The organism is Phenylobacterium sp. (genome assembly GCF_041691455.1).
GTDB lineage: Bacteria > Pseudomonadota > Alphaproteobacteria > Caulobacterales > Caulobacteraceae > Phenylobacterium.
Window position 1 is genome coordinate 1 of sequence record NZ_JBEPUO010000005.1, and the last position, 19,988, is coordinate 19,988.

At 69.5% G+C, this 19,988-nt stretch carries 13 protein-coding genes and 1 pseudogene; 7 read left to right on the forward strand and 7 right to left on the reverse strand.

Annotation, left to right across the window (positions count from 1 at the left end; genetic code table 11):
* From ACESMY_RS09570 to ACESMY_RS09580, 3 genes and pseudogenes are all read left to right on the forward strand, one after another.
* Positions 1-1,349, forward strand: a pseudogene (locus tag ACESMY_RS09570) (hypothetical protein); the annotation flags it as partial.
* Positions 1,350-1,401: 52 nt separating this feature from the next.
* Complete coding sequence (locus ACESMY_RS09575) at positions 1,402-2,529, forward strand: hypothetical protein (protein WP_372784354.1); 1,128 nt, start codon at positions 1,402-1,404, stop codon at positions 2,527-2,529.
* A 92-nt stretch (positions 2,530-2,621) separates the two neighbouring features.
* On the forward strand, positions 2,622-4,550 hold the full coding sequence (locus tag ACESMY_RS09580) for a PQQ-binding-like beta-propeller repeat protein (protein WP_372784355.1): 1,929 nt from the start codon (positions 2,622-2,624) through the stop codon (positions 4,548-4,550).
* 8 nt (positions 4,551-4,558) lie between these two features.
* Here ACESMY_RS09580 and ACESMY_RS09585 read toward each other — a convergent pair whose 3' ends face one another.
* From ACESMY_RS09585 to ACESMY_RS09600, 4 genes are read right to left on the reverse strand one after another with little or no spacing between them, the layout of a single operon-like run.
* Positions 4,559-6,010, reverse strand: a complete 1,452-nt coding sequence (locus tag ACESMY_RS09585; protein ID WP_372784356.1) for an efflux transporter outer membrane subunit — start codon at positions 6,008-6,010, stop codon at positions 4,559-4,561.
* Positions 6,007-9,333: an efflux RND transporter permease subunit gene (locus tag ACESMY_RS09590; protein ID WP_372784357.1), complete on the reverse strand. Its 3,327-nt coding sequence runs from the start codon at positions 9,331-9,333 to the stop codon at positions 6,007-6,009. The genes ACESMY_RS09585 and ACESMY_RS09590 overlap by 4 nt, the downstream gene beginning before the upstream one ends.
* On the reverse strand, positions 9,330-12,422 hold the full coding sequence (locus ACESMY_RS09595; protein ID WP_372784358.1) for an efflux RND transporter permease subunit: 3,093 nt from the start codon (positions 12,420-12,422) through the stop codon (positions 9,330-9,332). Before ACESMY_RS09595 ends, ACESMY_RS09590 begins: the two co-directional genes overlap by 4 nt.
* Before the next feature lie 50 nt (positions 12,423-12,472).
* Positions 12,473-14,416 (reverse strand): efflux RND transporter periplasmic adaptor subunit, encoded by a 1,944-nt coding sequence (locus tag ACESMY_RS09600; protein WP_372784359.1) that lies wholly within the window; start codon positions 14,414-14,416, stop codon positions 12,473-12,475.
* A 282-nt stretch (positions 14,417-14,698) separates the two neighbouring features.
* On the opposite strand from ACESMY_RS09600, the gene ACESMY_RS09605 reads away from it, so the two are divergent.
* Positions 14,699-15,094 carry a DUF1801 domain-containing protein gene (locus ACESMY_RS09605; protein WP_372784360.1) on the forward strand — a complete coding sequence of 132 codons (396 nt, stop codon included), beginning with the start codon at positions 14,699-14,701 and terminating at the stop codon, positions 15,092-15,094.
* Here ACESMY_RS09605 and ACESMY_RS09610 read toward each other — a convergent pair.
* From ACESMY_RS09610 to ACESMY_RS09620, 3 genes are read right to left on the reverse strand one after another with little or no spacing between them, the layout of a single operon-like run.
* A complete protein-coding gene (locus tag ACESMY_RS09610) occupies positions 15,091-15,537 on the reverse strand; it encodes a YdeI/OmpD-associated family protein (protein ID WP_372784361.1) in 447 nt (148 codons plus the stop codon). The genes ACESMY_RS09605 and ACESMY_RS09610 overlap by 4 nt on opposite strands.
* Positions 15,534-15,932 (reverse strand): DoxX family protein, encoded by a 399-nt coding sequence (locus ACESMY_RS09615; RefSeq protein WP_372784362.1) that lies wholly within the window; start codon positions 15,930-15,932, stop codon positions 15,534-15,536. Before ACESMY_RS09615 ends, ACESMY_RS09610 begins: the two co-directional genes overlap by 4 nt.
* A 28-nt stretch (positions 15,933-15,960) precedes the next feature.
* Positions 15,961-16,389 carry a VOC family protein gene (locus ACESMY_RS09620; RefSeq protein ID WP_372784363.1) on the reverse strand — a complete coding sequence of 143 codons (429 nt, stop codon included), beginning with the start codon at positions 16,387-16,389 and terminating at the stop codon, positions 15,961-15,963.
* Positions 16,390-16,466: 77 nt separating this feature from the next.
* Here ACESMY_RS09620 and ACESMY_RS09625 point away from each other — a divergent pair, with 77 nt between their 5' ends.
* From ACESMY_RS09625 to ACESMY_RS09635, 3 genes are all read left to right on the forward strand, one after another.
* On the forward strand, positions 16,467-18,431 hold the full coding sequence (locus ACESMY_RS09625; RefSeq protein WP_372784364.1) for a CocE/NonD family hydrolase: 1,965 nt from the start codon (positions 16,467-16,469) through the stop codon (positions 18,429-18,431).
* A gap of 92 nt (positions 18,432-18,523) precedes the next feature.
* A complete protein-coding gene (locus ACESMY_RS09630) occupies positions 18,524-18,853 on the forward strand; it encodes a hypothetical protein (RefSeq protein ID WP_372784365.1) in 330 nt (109 codons plus the stop codon).
* 125 nt (positions 18,854-18,978) lie between these two features.
* On the forward strand, positions 18,979-19,983 hold the full coding sequence (locus ACESMY_RS09635) for a hypothetical protein (RefSeq protein ID WP_372784366.1): 1,005 nt from the start codon (positions 18,979-18,981) through the stop codon (positions 19,981-19,983).
* The last annotated feature ends 5 nt before the right edge of the window (positions 19,984-19,988 follow it).

Below are 19,988 nucleotides of genomic sequence, written 5' to 3' on the forward strand. Positions count from 1 at the left end.
TCTCGCCGATGATCCGCGAGGTGATCCGCACCCACCGCATGCCGCCCTACCTGGCGGACGAGACGGTGGGCGCCTTCCAGGACGACGACCGCCTGACGCCCGAGCAGATGAAGACCCTGGTCCACTGGATCGACGCCGGCGCGCCGCGCGGCGCGGGCGAGGACCCGCTCAAGAAGATCGCGTTCAAGGCTCCCGACTGGCCGCTCGGCAAGCCCGACGTGGTGCTGAACGTTCCCGAGGTGAAGATCCCGGCCTCCGGCATCATGGACTACCAGCATCCGGTCGTGGCCAACGCCATGGCTGAAGGGCGCTGGATGAAGGCCACCACCTTCCGCATCTCCGATCGCCAGGTGGTGCACCACATCCTGACAGGCGTCGTGGCGACCGATCACGCGGGCGACACCTTCAATGAAAGCTCCTGGGGCGCGTCGCTCGGCGGCTACGGCCCGGGCCGCGGCTCCAACGTCCAGCCGGTGAACACCGGCGTCTGGGTGCCGCCCTCCGGCGGCGTCGGCTTCCAGAACCACTACACGCCCTACGGCAAGGCGACGACCGAGAAGACCCAGATGGGGATCTACTTCTACCCCAAGGGCCAGGAGCCGAAGTACATCCTGCGCACCTTCGGCATCTTCGATTTCTCGATCGAGATCCCGGCGAACGAGGAGTTCCACAAGGAGACCTCGTACATAACCTTCCCGAAGGAGGCGGTCCTCTACGGGATCACCCCGCACGCCCACATGCGCGGCCAGTCCACCAACGTCTCGATCCTCTATCCGGACGGCAAGGAGGAGAAGCTGCTCGCCCTGCCGCGCTACGACTTCAACTGGCAGTACGAGTACTTCCTGAAGACGCCGCTGAAGGTGCCGGCGGGGTCCAAGATCATCGCCCGCTGGACCTACGACAACTCGACCCGCAACCCCGGCAATCCCGATCCGAACAAGACGGTCTACTGGGGCGAGCAGACCAAGGACGAGATGATGGCCACCTACCTGCACTACCGCTGGGTGGACGAGACGGTGAAGCACCAGACGCCCGAATACGAGAAGATGCTCGGCGCCAACCTGATGATGGGCGTGCTCGACGACAACATGGACGGCAAGATCCAGCTGTCCGAGCTGAAGGGCGGCCCGCAGGGTCCGGCCAGCATGCTGAAGAAGTACTTCGCCCTGATTGACGCCAACCACGACGGCGCGCTTGATCCGAGCGAGCTGGCGGCGGCCTCCAAGCTGCTGCCGAAGCGCGGACCCGCGCCGAAGGCGGCCGAGGCCCCGGCTGCGCCGGCGACCCCGGCGGCCACCCCGGCGGTCGCGTCGACGGACTCCAAGGCGGCGCCGGCGGCCTCGCGCTGACCGACGCCGACCACCCGGAACGAACCCGAGCCCGAATGGGCGGGAGGAAACGATGAAGACGATGACCCGGACGTTGGCGCTCATGGCCGGCGCGGCCCTGCTCACCTGGGGCGCCGGCGCGGCGGCCGAGAAGCCCGCGGCCGCCAAGGCCGCGGTCAAGATGGGGGCGGTCGCGGTCGATCCGACCATCTCGCCGCCGGGCTGGAAGTCGCCGCGCAACGCCATGGGCCAGCCGGACCTTTCCGGCTACTGGTCCAACGCCACCATGACGCCGCTGACCCGCAATTCGCGGCTCACCGACAAGCTGGTCATCCCGGCGGCTCAGGCCGCATCGCTGGAGAAGGTGTTCGCCCAGGCGCTGGCCGCCGCCGACGCGCCTACCGATCAAAAGAAGGGGCCTGGCGCCGTCACCGACCCCAACTCGCCCGAGGCGCAGCTGGTCAAGATCCGGCCCGACTTCGCCGCCGCCGGCGGCGACGTGGGCGGCTACAACACCTTCTGGATCGATCCCGGCAACCACATGATGGCGGTGAACGGCGAGTACCGCTCGTCGATCCTCACCACCCCAAACGGCCTGCCGCCGGCCCGCAAGGCCGGCGCGCCCGCCGGCCGCGGCTACCGCGACGTCTACGACAGCTACGAGAACCGCTCGCTGGGCGAGCGCTGCATCATGGGCTTCGGCGCCAACGCCGGCCCGCCGATGCTGGCGAACGGCTACTACAACAACAACTACTACATCCAGCAGTCGCCCGACGCGGTGGTGATCCAGGTCGAGCTGATCCACGACGCGCGGATCATCCGGCTGAAGGGTGGCCACCGCACCGACGGGGTGCGCCAGTGGATGGGCGACTCGATCGGCCATTTCGAGGGCGACACCCTGGTGGTCGAAACCACCAACATCCCGCAGGGCCAGGCCTTCATGGGCTCCTGGAAGAACCTCAAGGTGACCGAGCGTTTCACCCGCGTCTCGCCGACCCGGATCAACTACCAGTTCCAGTTGGAAGACCCCGACAGCTGGGACAAGCCCTGGGGCGGCGAGTACGACTTCGCCCCGCTGAAGGGCATCGTCTACGAATACGCCTGCCACGAGGGGAACTACGCCCTGCCGGCGATCCTGGCCGGCGCGCGCCGGCAGGAAAAGGAAGCCGCGGTCGCCAAGCCGGCGAATGGCGGCCAGTGATAAGCGGTCAGTGACCAAGGGGTGACGGCGGCCGGGCGACGGGGCATCCTGACGCCCGCCTGAATCATAAGAGCGGTATGGGGGAACTGGTTTTGTCGTCACTTCGCACTTGGCTTGCGGGGCTCGCGCTCGCGGGCGTTTCCGCCATTGCCGCCACGGCCCAGGCTCAGCCCGCCGCATCCGCCGGACAGCAGGTTTACGAGACCCGCTGCAAGGCCTGCCATGACGGCGGGAACCCGCGTGCGCCCAGCCGCGCCGACCTCGGCCAGCGCGCGCCGGGCGACATCGTCACGGCGCTGACCACCGGCATCATGGCGCCCATGGCCCAGGGCCTGTCCGACGCCGACAAGCAGGCGGTCGCCGCCTATCTGACGACCGCGGCCGCCCCGGCCGAAGGCGCCGCGCCCGCACGGGCCGCTCGCGCCAGCGGTGCGGAGATGCCGCAGGTCGCGGTCAAGGGCCCGAGCGTCCCCGATCCCAAGTGCGCCACGAACCCGCCGATCTCGGCGACGCCCGGCGACTGGGCCAGCACCGGCATCGACGACCGCGCCTCGCGCTTCCAGAAGAACCCCGGCCTCACCGCCGCCGACCTCCCCAGGCTGAAGGTGAAGTGGTCCTTCGCCATGACCGGCGGCGGCCAGCCCACCGTGGTCGGCGACTGGCTCTTCGTCACCAACAGGTCGGGCAAGTTCTACGCGCTCGACACCCACACCGGCTGCGTCCACTGGTCGGTCGACGATCTCGTGTCGCGCACCACGCCCATGGTCATCAAGTCGCCGATCTCGCCCAGCGGCTGGCTGACGGTGGTCGGCCAGAACGATCGTGTCGTTCGCGCTTTCGACGCCCAGACCGGCAAGGAGCTGTGGCGCTCGGCCCGGCTGGAGGACCATCCGATCTCCGTCCTCACCGGCTCGCCGGTGATCGCCGGCGACCGCCTGCTGGTGCCGATCTCCTCGATCGAGGAGGCCGCGGCGATGAGCAAGACCTACTCCTGCTGCACCTTCCGCGGCTCGCTCGCCGCGCTCGATCTAAAGACCGGCAAGCTCCTCTGGAAGACCTCGATGATCCCGGAGCCCGGCAAGGTGATCCGCGAGAAGGACACCGGGGTGAAGGTGCAGGGCCCGGCGGGCGCGGCGCTCTGGGCGGCGCCCTCGCTCGATAGGAAGCGCGGCCTCGTCTATGTGGTCACCGGCGACAGCTACACCGACATCGACACCATCGGCCCTGACGCCATCGTCGCCCTCGACATCAAGACCGGGGCGATCAAGTGGCGCCGCCAGGTGACCGAGAAGGACAACTTCGTCATGGGCTGCGGCCCGGCCTCGACCTCCGGCAACTGTCCGACCCCGCTGGGCCCCGATTACGACTTCGGCGCGACGCCGATCCTGATGACGCTGAAGGGCGGCAAGCAGGTGCTGGTGGCCGGCCAGAAGTCCGGCATCGTCTACGGCCTGAACCCGGACACCGGGGCGCTGCTCTGGAAGACCACGGTCGGCGCGGGCTCGGCGCTGGGCGGGGTGGAATGGGGCATCGGCGCCGACGACACCAAGGTCTACGTCCCGATCTCCGACCTCGGCCGGCTGTTCTCTCCCGCCGAGGCGGCGAAGGCGAAACCGGGCCTCAATGCGCTCGATCCGGCCACCGGCGCCATCGTCTGGTCGACGCCCGCGCCCAGCGCGCCTTGCGTCTACGCCAGCGACAAGGGCAAGCCCAGCCGCTGCATCCGCAGCCAGTCGACGCCGCCGGCGGTCATCCCGGGCCTGGTCTTCCAGGGCGCGCTGGACGGCTGGTTCCGCGCCTATGACGCCAAGACCGGCAAGATCGTCTGGGAGGATTCCACCACCTCGCGGACCTACGACACGGTCAACGGGGTCAAGGGTCAGCCCGGCGGCGGCATGGACGGCATGGGCCCGACGATCGCCAACGGCATGATCTTCGTCACCAGCGGCAACAACGGCGCCGCCCGCGTGGGCTCCAATGGCGTCAACGTGCTCCTGGCCTACTCGGTCGACGGCAAGTAGGGCGGCGCCTAGGGCGCCTTCCAGCCGCCGCCGAGGGACTGGATCAGGGCCACGGCGGTGGTCTGGCGCTGAGCGGCGGCCTGGGCCACGGCGCGGCGGGCCTGGTAGGCCGCGGTCTGGGCGGTGACCACGTCGCTGTAGGCGACCGTGCCGGCCTTGTACTGGTTGGCGAGAATCTGCTCGGCCTGGTCGGCGGCGGCCGAGGCCTGGCGGTGCAGGTCGCTCTGTTGGGCGAGGACCTTGGTCGCGGCCAGTTCGTTCTCGACGTTCTGCAGCGCCTCCAGCACCACCTCGCGATATTGCGCCACCGCCTGGTCGTGGGCCGCCTTGGCCTCGTTCACCCGCGCGCGCCGCGCGCCGGCGTCGAAGATCGTCTCGGCGACCGACGCCCCGTAGCTCCACACCGAGTTGGCGCTGGAGAACGGATGGCCGAGCTCGCTGGCCGCGAAGCCATAGGAGCCGGTGAGCGTCAGGTTGGGGAAATAGGCGGCGGTCTGCACGCCGATCTGGGCGTTGGCGTTCTGCACCCGCCGTTCCGCCGCCGATATATCCGGGCGCCGTTGCAGCAAGGTGGAGGGCACGCCCGGCGGCACGTCGGGCACGGTCTCGGTCCAGGCCGCGGCGGCCAGGCTGAAATTGCCCGGCGCCTCGCCGACCAGGACGGCGATGGCGTGCTCGAAATTGGCCCGCGTTTGGGCCAGGCCCGCCAGGTCCGCCTGGGCGTTGAAGAGCTGTGTCTGGGCCTGCAGCACGTCGCTCTTGGGCGCGACGGCGGCGTTGTAGCGGTTCTGGGCGATGGTCAGCGCGCGCTGGTAGGCGGTGACCGTCGCCTGGTCGAGCGCGATCTCGGCGTCGGCCTCGCGCAGGCCGAGGTAGTCGGTGGCGAGCTCGCCCTGCGCCGATAACCGGGCGGCCGCCAGATCCGCGGCGCTGGCGTCGGCCTGGGCCTTGGCGCCCTCGATGGTGCGGCGGATACGGCCCCAGACGTCCGGCTCCCAACTCGCCCCGATGCTGGCGCGGTAGGTCGAGCGCGAGCTGCTGCCGCCCGTGCCGCCCCCCGAGGTCGAGCCGTCGGGATTGACGATCAGGGTTCCGCCGCCGCCGCCGCTGCCGGACCGCGTGCCGCTGCCGGTGAGATTGACGGTGGGAAAGAGCGATGCCCGCTGCTCGCTGACCACCGCGCGCGCCTGGCGGTAGGCGGCCTCGGCGGCGACGATGTTCTGGTTGGAGACCTGCACGCGGGCCTCGAGCGCGCTCAGCGCCGGGTCGCCGAACAGCGTCCACCAGTCGCCGCGGTCGAGCGTATCGGCGGGCGCCGCGGGCGACCAGCCGGCCGCCTCCTTGAAGGTCGGCGAGATCGGGGCGGAGGGCCGCACATAGTTGGGCCCGACCGCGCAGCCGGCCAGGGCGGCGGCGCTCACGAGGCCGAGGACGGCGGACTGGAACAGGGAATGCTTCATGCGGTCTGGACCTGGCCTTCGCCGCCATGGCGGCTGAGGTAGCGCTCGTCCCGGCGGCGGCGGCGCAGCTTGTCGATGTAGACGTAGACGACGGGCGTTGTGAGCAGCGTCAGCAGCTGGCTCGCGACCAGCCCGCCGATGATGGCGACGCCCAGCGGCTGGCGCAGTTCCGAGCCCTCGCCGAAGCCGATGGCCAAGGGAAGCGCGCCGAGGCCTGCGGCCAGGCTGGTCATCAGGATCGGGCGGAAGCGCAGCAGGCAGGCCTCGCGCACCGCCTCGACGGCGGAGAGGCCGCGGCTGCGCTGGGCGTCCAGCGCGAAGTCGATGATCAGGATGGCGTTCTTCTTCACGAGGCCGATCAGCAGGAAGATGCCGATCAGGGCGATGATCGAGAATTCCATCTTGAAGATCATCAGGGCGAGCAGCGCGCCCACGCCGGCCGAGGGCAGGGTCGAGAGCACGGTGATCGGGTGCACCAGGCTCTCGTAGAGAACGCCGAGCACGATGTAGATCGCGATCAGCGCCGCGAGGATCAGGATCGGTTCCTGCTTAAGCGAGTCGGCGAAGCTCTTGGCCGTGCCCTGGAAACTGCCGCGCACATTGTTGGGCATGCCGATGTCGGCCTCGGCCTGGGCGATGGCGACCTGGGCGTCGCTGAGCGATTTTCCGGGCGCGAGGTTGAACGAGACCGTGGTGGCGAGTTCGGCGTCCTGATGGTTCACCGCGGCCGGCGTGGCGCGGTTGTAGAACCGGGCGATCGCGGTGATCGGCACCATCCGGCGCACCGCGGTGTTGAGCGCGCTGCCGGTCGAGGGATCGCGGGAAGCGGGGTTGGCGGCGGCGGTGGCGGCCGCTCCGCTGGCCCCCGTCGCCCCACCGGAGGCCGCCGCCGGAACCGCGCCGCCGGTGGCCTGGGTCGCGGCCTGGTTGGCGGCGGCCACCGCGGCGGCGCTCTGGGTTGGGATCGCCTGGGGCGCCCGCGTCGTGGAGATCGAGCCGCTGGCCGGCACATAGACCCCGCTCAGGGCGTCCGGCCCGCGGCTGTACTGTGGGGCGGTTTCCATCACCACGGTGTACTGGTTCAGATCCTCGTAGATGTTGGCGACCTGCCGCTGGCCGAAGCTGTCGTAGAGGGCGTTGTCCACGTCGCGCATGTTGACGCCAAGCCGGGCGGCGGTGTCGCGGTCGACGTCGACATAGGCCTCGACGCCGTTGTCCTGCTGGTCGGTGTTGACGTCGGTCATGACGTCTGTGTGCTCCGACATGGCGTCGTTGAGCTTCTGGGCCCAGGTCTTCAGGTCCTGCGCGTTGTCGGCCTTCAGCGTGTACTGGTAGGTGGCGTTGCCCTGGCGGCCGCCGGCCCGGACGTCCTGCTGCGGGTTCAGGAAGAGGGTGACGCCGGTCACCTTGGCGAGCTGTGGCCTGAGCCGCATGATCACTGCCTGGCCGCCTTCCTTGCGCTGGCCGCGCGGCTTCAGGTCGACCGACAGGAACCCGCCGCCGCCCCGCCCGCCGCCGGTGAAGCCGACCACCGTCGCCACCGCCGGGTCCTTCATCAGGATCGCCACCAGCTGGCGCATCTTGCGGCCCATCTCCTCCGAGGAGATCGACTGGTCGGCGCGCAGGCCGCCGTTCAAGCGTCCTGAGTCCTGGGTCGGGAAGAAGCCCTTCGGGATGGCCGTGTAGAGATAGACGTTGAGCCCGATCACCGCGGCCAGGATCAGCATCATCAGCGGCCGGGCGGAGAGCGCGAAGTCGAGGCTCTGCTCATAGGCCCGGTGCAGGCCGTTGAAGCCGGCCTCGAAAACCCGCGAGACCCGGCCCGGCGGCTTCTGCTCGTCCTTCGAGCGCAGCAGGAAGGCGCAGAGCATCGGGGTGGTGGTCAGCGAGATCACCAGCGAGATCATCACCGCCGCCGACAGGGTCACCGCGAACTCCCGGAAGAGCCGCCCGACCTGGCCGCCCATGAACAGGAGCGGGATGAACACGGCCACCAGCGAGGTGCTCATCGACAGCACCGTGAAGCCCACCTCGCGCGCGCCGGCCAGGGCGGCCTCGAAGCGGCCCATGCCGTTCTCCAGGTGCCGGCTGGTGTTCTCCAGCACCACGATGGCGTCGTCGACCACGAAGCCCGCGGCCACCGTCAGCGCCATCAGGGAGAGGTTGTTCAGGCTGAAGCCCAGGAGGTACATCGCCCCGAAGGTGGCGAGCAGCGAGACCACCGTCGCCACCGCCGGGATGATCGTCGCCTGCACGCTGCGCAGGAAGGCGCTGACCACCAGCACCACCAGCAGGGTCGCGATCAAGAGCGTGATCTCGATCTCGCGCAGCGACGCCCGGATCGAGGTGGTGGCGTCCGAGGCCACCTCCAGCTTCACGTCGCTCGGCAATTGCGCGGCCAGCAGCGGCAGGGTGGCGCGTACCTTGTTGACCGTCTGGATGACATTGGCGCCCGGCTGCTGGGTGACCAGCACGACGATGGCCGGCTTGCCGTTGAAGAGGCCGATGGTGCGGGTGTCCTGCACGCTGTCGATCACGCTGGCGACGTCGGACAAACGGATCGGGGCGTTGTTGCGGTAGGCGATGATCAGGCCCTGGTAGTCCACCGCCTTGGTCCCGCCGGTCGAGGTGTAGATCTGCAGCCGCCGGCCGCCTTCGTCCTGCACCATGCCCTTGGGCCGGTTGGCGTTGGCCGACTGGATCGCGGCGCGCACGTCCTCCAGGCTGACCCCGAACTTGTTGAGCGCGAAGGGCGAGACCTCGACCCGCACCGCGGGCTGCGAACCGCCGCCGATCTCGACGTCGCCGACTCCGGTCACCTGGGAGAGGCGCTGCTGCACGATGTTGTTGACGCTGTCGTAGATCTGACCGGGCGTCTTGGTGTCGGAGGTGAGCGCCAGGATCACCACCGGCGCGGCGGACGGATTGATCTTGCGGTAGGTCGGGTTGCTGCGCAGCGTCGAGGGCAGGTCGGCGCGGGCGGCGTTGATGCCGGCCTGCACCTCGCGCGCCGCTCCGTCGATGTTCTTGGAGAGGTCGAACTGCAGGCTGATCCGCGTCGAACCGGTGGAGCTGGATGAGGTGATCTCGTTGACCCCGGCGATGGTGCCGAGCCTGCGTTCCAGCGGCGTCGCCACGCTGGAGGCCATGGTCTGCGGGCTGGCGCCGGGCAGGTTCGCCTGCACCGAGACGGCGGGGAAATCGACCATCGGCAGGGGCGCCACCGGCAGCACCAGGAAGCCCGCGATCCCGGCCAGCGCCAGCCCGATGGTCAGGAGCACGGTCGCGATCGGCCGGCGAATGAAGGGGGCCGAGAGGTTCACCTCGCGGGCTCCGGGCCAGGCTCGGCCGGCGGCCGGGGTTCGCCCTCGGCGGCGCCGGTTTTCTTCTTCTTGGGCGCCAGGCGGTCGAAGGCCAGATAGACGACCGGCGTCGTGAAGACGGTCAGCAGCTGGCTGACGATCAGGCCGCCGAAGATCGCGATGCCGAGCGGCCGGCGCAGCTCCGCGCCCTCGCCCATGCCCAGCATCAGCGGGATCGCCGCGAAGAGCGCCGCCATGGTGGTCATCAGGATCGGCCTAAAGCGCAGGAGCGCGGCCTGGTGGATGGCGTCGCGCGGGCTCATCCCCTGCTCGCGCTCGGCGTCGAGCGCGAAGTCGATCATCATGATCGCGTTCTTCTTCACGATGCCGATCAGCAGGATGATGCCGATGATCCCGATCACGCCGAGGTCATTGCCGGTCAGCATCAGGGCGAGCAGGGCCCCGACGCCGGCCGAGGGGAGGGTGGAGAGGATCGTCAGCGGGTGGATGTAGCTCTCGTAGAGCACGCCCAGCACGATGTAGACGCAGACGACGGCGGCCAGGATCAGCCAGAGCTCGTTGTTCAGGCTCCGCTCATAGGCGCCCGCCGCGCCCAGGAAGGTGAGCGTCAGGCCGGCCGGCTTGCCGGCCTTGTCGGCGGTCTTGCGGATGTCGCTCACCGCTCCGCCCAGCGAGACGCCGGGGCCGGTGTCGAAGCCGACAGTGGCGGCTGGGAACTGGGCCACGTGGCGCACGGCGAGCGGGGCGTTCTGTTCCTTGATGGTGGCCACGGCCGCCAACGGCGTCGAGCCGCCGGTCGACTGCAGCTGCACGCCGGCCAGGCCCTGCGGCGTGGCGTCGGTCGGCCGGGATTCGAGGATCACCCGGTACTGGTTGGTCTCGGTGAAGATGGTCGAGACGATCCGCTGGCCGAACGCCGAATAGAGCGCGTCGTCCACGGCCGCAGGCGTGATCGCCAGGCGTGCGGCGGTGTCGCGGTCGATGTCGACGAAGGCCGACAGCCCCTGGTCGGCGGCGTCGGTGGTGACGTTCTGGAGCTTCTTCTCGTTGGCCATGGCGGCGGCGAGCTTCACCGTCCAGTCCTTGACCTCCTGGGTGTTGGCGCCCTCCACCGAGACGCGGTACTGGGTCGGTCCGGACTCGGCGTCGACGGTCAGGTCCTGGGTCGGCTGCAGGTAGAGCTGCACGCCCGCCACCTGCACGGCGCGGTCGCGCAGCCGCTGCATCAGCTTCGGCTGCGAGCCGTGGTTGGGCTTCAGGTTGATCAGCAGCTCGCCGGTGTTGATCGTCGAGTTGTTGGCCCCGTCGACGCCCACGAAGGACGACAGGTTGTCGACCGCCGGATCGGCCAGGATGGCGTCCGCCACCTGCTGCTGGATCTCGACCATCCGTGGATAGGAGACGGTCTCCGGCGCCTGGACCCGCGCCTGCAGCTGGCCGGTGTCCTGCACCGGGAACAGGCCCTTGGGGATCAGGATGTAGAGCAGGATGGTGAAGACGAAGGTTGCGATGGCCACGATCAGCGTCGCCTTCTGGCGGTCCAGCACCCAGATCAGGCCGCGGTCGTAGCGCGCGACCAGCTTGTCGAACCAGGCCTGGGTCTTCTCGCCCAGGCTGCCGGGCTTCACCCCGTCGTTGGGGCGCATCCAGCGGGCGGCCATCATCGGCGTGAGCGTCAGCGACACCACCGCCGAGATCAGGATGGTGATGGCCAGCGTGATCGCGAACTCCCGGAAGAGCCGGCCGACCACGTCGCCCATGAACAGCAGCGGGATCAGGACCGCGATCAGCGAGACGGTCAGCGATATGATCGTGAAACCGATCTGCCGGGCGCCCTTCAGCGCCGCCTCGAACGGCGGCTCGCCCTCTTCGACGTGGCGCGAGATGTTCTCCAGCATGACGATGGCGTCGTCGACCACAAAGCCGGTGGCGATGGTCAGCGCCATCAGGGAGAGGTTGTTGAGGCTGAAGCCCAGCAGGTAGGTGATCCCGCAGGTCCCGATCAGCGAGATCGGCACCGCCAGCCCGGCGATCACCGTGGCGCGGAGGCTGTGCAGGAAGAAGAAGATCACCAGCACCACCAGGACCACGGCGACCAAGAGCTCCACCTCCACGTCGTGCACAGAGGCGCGGATGCCGGTGGTGCGGTCGGAGAGCACCGTCACCTTCACCGCCGGCGGCAGGGCGGCGGTGAGGTCCGGCAGCTGGGCCTTGATGGCGTCGACGGTGGCGATGACGTTGGCGCCGGGCTGGCGCTGGACGTTGACGATGATCGCCGGCGTCTTGCCCGACCAGGCGCCGAGCCTGACGTTCTCCGCGCCCTGGATCACGGTGGCGACGTCGGAGAGCCGCACCGAGCCGCCGTTGCGGGTGGCGATGATCAGGTTCTGGTAGTCCTGGGCGGTCAGCAGCTGGTCGTTGGCGTTGATCGAATAGCTGCGGGTCGGGCCCTCGAAGCTGCCCTTGGCGGTGTTGGCGTTGGCGGCGCTGATGGCGTTCCTGACCGAGGTCAGGGTTAGGCCGAAGGAGGCCAGCGACTGGGTGTCGACCTGGATGCGCACCGCCGGCCGCTGGCCGCCCGAGAGCGTCACCAGGCCGACGCCGGAGACCTGGCTGATCTTCTGGGCCAGCCGCGTATCGACCAGGTTCTGGACGTCGGTCAGCGGCAGGGTGTGGGAGGTGACGGCGAGCGTCAGAACCGGCGCGTCGGCCGGGTTCACCTTGGCGTAGACCGGCGGGGCCGGCAGGTCGGCGGGCAGCAGCGTGCCTCCGGCGTTGATCGCGGCTTGCACCTCCTGCTCGGCCACGTCGAGCTTCTCGGCCAGCGTGAACTGCAGGGTGACAATCGAGGCGCCGGCCGAGCTGACCGAGGTCATCCGCTCCAGGCCCGACATCTGGCCGAACTGCCGCTCCAGCGGCGCGGTCACCGTCTGGGCCATCACCTCGGGGCTGGCGCCGGGATAGAGGGTCTGGACCTGGATGGTCGGGTAATCCACCTCCGGCAGAGCCGAGAGCGGCAGCAGCTTGAAGCCCACCAGCCCGGCCAGCACGATCGCCACCATCAGGAGCGCGGTCGCGACGGGTCGCATGATGAAGGGGCGTGACGGGTTCATCCGTTCGGACCAGCCAGGGCTCTATCTCACCCGCCGGCCGGTTGCGGCCGATGGGGCATCTTGGCCATGGCGTCCTTGCAGGCGCCGCTGGCCTTGTCGGTGTTCTGGCGCAGGCACATGAAGGCCTCGCGGCCCTCCTGGCCGGGGCAGAGCTTCTTCATGTCCCCGCCGCAGGCCTGGACCATCGCCTGACGCGCCGCGGCGAACTCCGGCGAGGGCGTGAAGCCGCCCCCACCGCCGGCGCCGCCGCCGGCCGGGGCCGGGGACGCTCCGACCGTGGTCGTCGTGGTTGTCGTCGTGGTCGCGCCGCCGCCATCGGGCGACGGCGTGCGGTGGGGCATCTTGGCGACCGCCGCCTTGCACGCCGCGCTCAGCTTGGCGTCGTTCTGGCGGATGCACATCATCAGCTCGCGGCCCTCGAGCCCGGGGCAGAGCTTGGTGTTGTCGGCCGCGCAGGCCTGCTTCATGGCCGCCCGCGCCGCCAGCATCTCGGGTGATGGCGTGAAGCCGCCGGCTCCGCCCTGACCGCCAGAACCGCTTGCGCCGCCGCCCTGTCCGCCGCCGTAGCCGCCCGCGCTGTCGCCGCCGGAGCCGCCGCCGCCGCCCGCCCGAGCCGCCGCCGCGGCGCTCATCGCCGCCTTGCAGGGGGCGCTGGCCTTGGCCTGGTTCTCGCGCAGGCACATCATCGCGTCACGCCCCTGCTTGCCGTCGCAGAGCTTCTTGATGTCGGCCGCGCAGGCCATCAGCGGGCTCGGCCGGTCGCCGGGCAGGGTCACCTTGGCGCCCTCGGTCAGCCGGTCGCCGCCCTCGGTGATCACCTTCTCGCCGGGCATGACCCCCTGCGTCAGGCTCGTCGTGGTCGGCGTGCCGGGCCCGCGGGTCACCTTGCGCTTCTTCACGGTCTTGTCGGGCTGCAGCACCCAGACGAAGTCGCCGTCCGGCCCGGTCCGGACCGCCGTCACCGGCACGACCACCACGTTGTGCAGGGTCTGGAGCGCGATGCGCACATTGACGAACTGGCTCGGGAACAGCGTCCCCTGGGCGTTGGGGAAGCGCGCCTTGGCCTTCACCGTGCCGGTGGTCGGATCGACCTGGTTGTCCAGCGTCGAGAAGACCCCCTGGTCGAGGATGACGGTCTTGGTGCGGTCATAGGCCGTGGTCGGCAGGCGGCCATGGTCGGCCTGGGCCTGCAGGTTGGGCACAGCGTCCTGGGGAATCGTGAATTCCACGTCGATCGGAGTCACTTCGGTGATGGTCGCCAGGCCCGTCGTGCTGCCCGCCTGGATAAAGTTGCCGAGGTCGACGGCGCGCAGGCCGATGCGGCCGCCCACCGGCGCCACCACGCGGCTGTAGCCGAGGTTCAGCCGGGCGGTCCCGGTGGCCGCCTTGTCGGTCATCACCGTGCCTTCGAGCTGCTTGACGAGCGCGGCCTGGGTGTCGACGTCCTGGCGGGCGATGGAGTCCTGGGCGAGCAGGGTCTGGTCGCGCTGCAGGAGGAGCTTGGCGTTGGCCAGCTGCGCTTCGTCGCGCTTCTCGTTCCCCTGCGCCTGCAACAGCGCCATCTGCAGCGGCCGGGGATCGATCACCGCGATCGCCTGGCCCTTTTTGACCGTCTGGCCTTCCTTGAAGAGGATCTGGGTGATCACGCCGGAGACCTGCGGCGTCACCGTGACCGTCGCGGCCGGCGTCACAGTGCCCAGGCCGTCCAGGGTGATTGGGATGTCGGAGCTCATGGCTGTCGCCACGCCGACGGTGGTCGAGGGCCGGCGCCCGCGTCCGCCGCCGCCGAATCCGCCGCCGCCTGCGCCGGGAGGGCCGCCCGCGCCGCTCTTGCTGGAGTGCGCGAGCGAGACCGCGAACCAGATCAGGCCCGCCAGCGCCGCCAGCACCAGCAGGATGATCAGGGTCCTCTGGAGGGGATGGCCCTCGCTCTTCGCCCAGAATCCCTTGGCTCGCGCGCGGTTGTCCATCGTTCCTCCAGGGTGACTCGCGGGTTCGAGACGCTCGGTCACCAGGCGCTCGTCGGCGCAAGCTTCGCCATAACGGTTTGGCGGCCACGCTGTTCCAACGTCGACCGCGGTGTGCGGCGGCGTTCGAGGCGTAACCTTACAGGTCCAACTAGGGCCTCCCCATGACAGGCGTCTTTCTGCCGTGCGTCGGAACCTTCCGCCACTGCAACTGCGTAACCGTCCCGCAATGCGCGCCTCGCGGGCGCTCTTGACCGGCGTTCGCTGAAATCGTCATCCTGGGCCATGGCCTATGAAGCCAAGACCAAGGTGACCGCAGTCGATGTCGACGCCTTCATCGCCGGTTCACCGAAGCCGGCCGACGGGGCGGTGCTCTGCGCGCTGATGCGCCGGGTGAGCGGGATCGAGCCGAAGATGTGGGGCCCGACCATCGTCGGGTTCGGCAGCCGCAAGTACGACCTCGCCGGCGGCAAGCAGGGCGACATGCTGATGATGGGCTTCTCGCCCCGCAAGGCCTCGCTGGTGCTCTATATCGCGCACGCCGAGGGCTGGGCGGATCGCCTGGCCCGGCTCGGCAAGCACGGAACGGGCAAGAGCTGTCTCTACATCAACAAGCTCGCCGACGTGGACGCGGGCGTGCTGGACGAGCTGGTCACCGCCGCGTGGAAGGCGCGGGCCTAGCCCTTTCCGGCCTCGAGATTCTCCACCGACTTCTCGATCCGCCGGGCGCGGGTCTCCGGCGCCTTGGCGTCCTCGATCGGCATAGTGTGGCGGCGCTTGTTCGAATAGGAGAGCGCCTCGAACGCGGCCTTGGCGGCGGGCTCGGCGGCGAGCGCCGCGGCGAAGTCGGCGGGGATTTCCAGCACCCGCGGCGCGGTGTCGAGCTCGATCTCCACGTCCAGCGTGTCGCCGCCCTTCACGCCGGACTTCTCGCGGACTTCCGCGCTGACGCCGACCATGAACCGCTCGCCCATCACGGCGACCGTGCTGCGGTAGCTGTAGCCGTTCAGGGTCACCTTCACCGCGGGTTTGCGGCTGGTCCCGAGCGCGGCCACCACCTCGTCGGGCACGTGGATGCCGGTGGTGGTCTTGCCGCCCTGCAGGATGGTGGTGCGGAATTTCATGGCGCCCGCCAGGGCATCAGCGCCCGCAGGCGGCCGTCGCGCAGCCAGAGCCCGCCCCAGGCTATCAGCGCCAGGTAGACCCCGAACAGGATGTGGCTTGGCCAGGGGTCTGCGTGCATCCAGTGGATCGCCGCCGTCCCGCCCATCAGGGCCGCGATCAGCACCGCCCCCAGCACCGCAGTGCGCGGGAGGAGGTAGAGGGCGAGGATCGCCAGCTCCATCACCCCGATCCAGAAGCCCGAGCCCTTCGGCAGGCCCATCTGGGCGCCGGTCTGCTCGACGATCGGCAGGCGCAGGAGCTTCATGCCGATGTCCATGATCATGAAGGCTGTGAAGAGGCCGGTGAGCCCCCAGCCGGCCCACAGCATGGGCCGCGATGTCGTCGTGTCAGTCATCGGTTTCCCCCCGATCGCAATTCAGATGTCAGGCCGCGCCCTGGTTCATCGCCCAGCTTACCCCGAACGGGTCCTTCAGCGCGCAGAAGCGGTCCCCCCAGAACATGGTCGCCACTGGCGTGATCACCTCGCAGCCGGCGTCGGCGGCGCGTTTGAACCAGGCGTCGATGTCGTCGACCATCAGGGTCAGGGTGAAGGCCTGCGGCGCCTCCAGCGGCATTCCCTGGTCGGGGAAGGCGTCGTTCAGCATGATCGAGCCCTCGTTGATATAGAGGTGGCAGTGGATGATCCGCTTGCCGTCCGGATGCAGCATCCGGGTGACCTCCCGGGCGCCGAAGGCCTTCTGGTAGAAGTCGGACGCCGCGGCCGCGTCGCTGAGCTGCATATAGCTGACGATCCCGCCCTTGGGACGGGGCAGGGAGCCCGGCTCGATCTGGGGCATGCGGTTCTCGCTCATGGCGATTCCTCCATTGCTCTGCCCGAAGGACGAAGCACGCTAGGCGGCCCCGACAGGGCGTGCGAACTTTTTCAGCCATGACTCACGACACGCCTCCCGCCCGCGCCCTCACACGCCGGGGCCTTTCGCGGCTGCTGGCGGCCTTCACCCTGGCCGGCGCCGCGCGCGCCGAGGCCGAGCCCGCCGGCCCCTACGCGTGGGTCCTGGAGAGCAACATCCGCGTGCCGATGCGCGATGGGGTGAAGCTCGCCACCGACGTCTACCGTCCGGCGCGCGGCGGGAAGCCCGCACCAGGCCGCTTCCCGGTGGTCATGGAGCGCACGCCCTATGGTCGCAATGTCACCAGCTTCCGCGACATCACCCAGGCCAATCCGAAGACGCCCAAGACCCGCGCCGAGGTCGCCGCCGGCTATGTGGCCAAGGGCTATGTCGTGGTCTTCCAGGACTGCCGCGGCCGCTACGATTCCGAGGGCGAGTTCGTCAAATACCTCAGCGAAGGCGCCGACGGCTTCGACACCTGCCGCTGGCTGGCGGCCCAGCCGTGGAGCGATGGGCGCATCGGCACCATGGGCCTGTCCTACGCGGCCCACACGCAAGTTGCGCTCGCCTGTCTCGACCCGCCCGGCCTGAAGGCGATGTTCATCGACTGCGGCGGCTTTTCCAACGCCTACCAGGACGGCATCCGCCAGGGCGGGGCGTTCGAGCTCAAGCAAGTGACCTGGGCCTACAACCTCGGCCTCGAAAGTCCCGAGGCCCAGAAGGATCCTCGTCTGATGGCCGCGCTGAAGGCCGTCGACATCAAGGCCGCCTTCGCCGCCATGCCCTGGGCGCCCGGCCACACGCCGCTGTCGTTGATTCCCGACTACGAGGCCTATGTCCTCGACCAGTGGCGGCACGGGACGTTCGACGCCTATTGGAAGCAGGTCGGGATCTATGCCGAGGGCTCCTACGACCGCTTCGCCGACGCGGCCATGGTGCACATGTCCGGCTGGTACGACGCCTATTCGCGCACCGCGACCGACAACTACGTGGGCCTCTCGAAGCGCAAGAAGGGCCCGGTCCGCCTGATCATGGGCCCGTGGACGCACGGCGCGCGGTCGACCACCTGGTCGGGCGACGTCGAATTCGGGCCCGGCTCGACGCTCGATGCGCTCGGCCACGCCGACTACGACGCCCAGCGGCTGGCGTGGTTCGAGCGCCACCTGAAGGGCTCGACTGCCGCCGAGCCCGAGCCTGCGGTGCGCCTGTTCGTCATGGGCGGCGGGACCGGGCGCAAGACGCCGGAGGGCCGGCTGATGCACGGCGGGCGCTGGCGCACCGAGGAAGCCTGGCCGATCCCGGACGCCAAGGTCACCCCTTACGCCCTGCACCGCGGCGGTCTGCTCGCAATCTCCAACCCGTCGGCGACCGCCGAGCCGCTGAGCTACGATTTCGATCCGAACCGGCCGGCGCCCAGCATCGGTGGGACGATCACCTCCGGCGAGCCGCTGATGCGCGGCGGCGGCTACGACCAGCGCGAGGGCCCGCAGGTCTTCGGCTCGCGCCAGCCCTACCGGCCGCTGGCGGAACGGCCCGACGTGCTGGTCTTCCAGACCCCGCCGCTCACCGAGGACATCGAGATCACCGGCGCGATCGAAGCCAATCTGTGGGTCGCCACCGACGGGCCGGACACCGACTTCACCATCAAGCTGATCGACGTCTATCCGCCGAGCGAGGACTATCCCGAGGGCTTCGCGCTCAACCTCACCGACGGGATCCTCAGGTGCCGCTACCGCGACAGCTGGGAAAAGCCCACGCCCATGACGCCGGGCCGGACCTACGAGATCAACGTCGCGGCCTTCCCGACCTCAAACCTCTTCAAGGCGGGCCACCGCATCCGCCTCGACGTCTCGTCGAGCAACTTCCCGCACTTCGACGTGAACCCGAACACCGGCGCGCCGGAAGGAACCGGCATGACCCGCCGCATCGCCAGGAACACCGTCTTCGTGGATTCCAGCCGTCCAAGCCACGTCCTTCTGCCGGTGATCCCCAGTCGCCGATAGCGCCTCTTGACCGCCTGCCCCCCTGGGCGCATAAACAAGTCTATGATATAAACCTAAGCGCCACGACCGGCGCGGTTCCTAGGGAGACTTCGATGCGCAAGCTGACTATCGCCGTCGCGGGGGCCGCGGCTTTCGCCCTCGCCGCCCCGGCCTTTGCCGACACGCTGAAGGAGGTCACGACCCACGGGATCATCCTGACCCTCGGCGACATGGAGATCCCCGTCACCTACACACCGGACGGCAAGCTCAGCGCCATGGACGGGGCGGTCACCGGGACCTGGCGGATCGACAGCGACAAGCTGTGCACCAGTTCCTCCGCCGACCCGAACGAGACCTGCGTCGCCTATCCCAAGGACAAGAAGTCCGGCGACACCTTCATCCTCGAAGGCCCGAACGGCTCGGTGCAGATCAAGATCCGCTGATCGGTTAGGCGCCGGGACCTTCCCGCCTGAGCAAGCGTCGCTATCGCTTGCGCAGGCCCGGCCGATGTCGTGGGATGCGCCATCCCGGCGAGCCGGTTTGGCGGAGGCCCACCATCATACGTTCCGTGCTTCTCGCCGCCGCCTTGCTGGCGCTCGGCTCAGCCGCGGCCGCGGCGCCCGCCGCCTGGTCGCCGCCGCGCGCGGCCGACGGCCATCCGGACCTCTCCGGCGTCTGGAGCAACGCCTCGCTGACCAAGCTCACCCGCGCTCCGGGCGTGGCTAAGCTGGCGCTCACCGGGGCCGAGGCCGCGGCCTTCGCCAAGTCCAATCCCCAGGTCCGGCGCCTGGACGCCGACGCCAAGCCGTCCGATGCGGAGGAGGGGGCGCCCGCGCCCGGCGACCCCGGCGGCTACAACGGCTTCTGGCTCGATCCCGGGCGGACGTTCGGGGAGGTGAAGGGCGAGTTCCGCACCTCCTGGATCGTCGACCCGGCCGACGGCCAGCTGCCGCTCTCCGAGGCCGGCCGCAAGCTGGTCGCCGAGGCCAACGCCTTCGCGCGCAAGGCCGACTTCCCCGCGGGCCCGGAGGCGCTCGAGCCCTGGGACCGCTGCATCATCTCCTCGCGGGGCTCCGGCGGCCCGGGGATGCTCAACAACATCTACAATTCCAACCTCCAGATCGTGCAGACGCCGGGCCAGGTGGCGATCATGATCGAGATGATCCACGACGTCCGCGCCATCCCGATCTTCCGCGACAAGGCCGCCGCCCAAGCGGGCCATGGCCCAGCGGTCCTGCACCCTTGGCTGGGCGACTCCACCGGCTGGTGGGAGGGCGATGCGCTGATGGTCGAGACGGTCAATGTGAACGCCGAGCAGGGCCGCGCCGGGCCGATCTACCTGACGCCCAGGGGCCGGGTGACCGAGCGCTTCACCCGCGTCTCGGCCGGCCAGATCTTCTATACCTTCGAGGTCGAGGACCCGGTCTATTACAGCCGCCCCTGGCGCGCCGAGATGAGCCTAGGCGCCTCGAAGGACCAGCTCTTCGAATACGCCTGCCATGAGGGCAACTACGCCCTGGTCGACATCCTGAAAGGCGTCCGCGCCGCCGACGCCAAGGCCGCCGCGAAGTAGGGCGT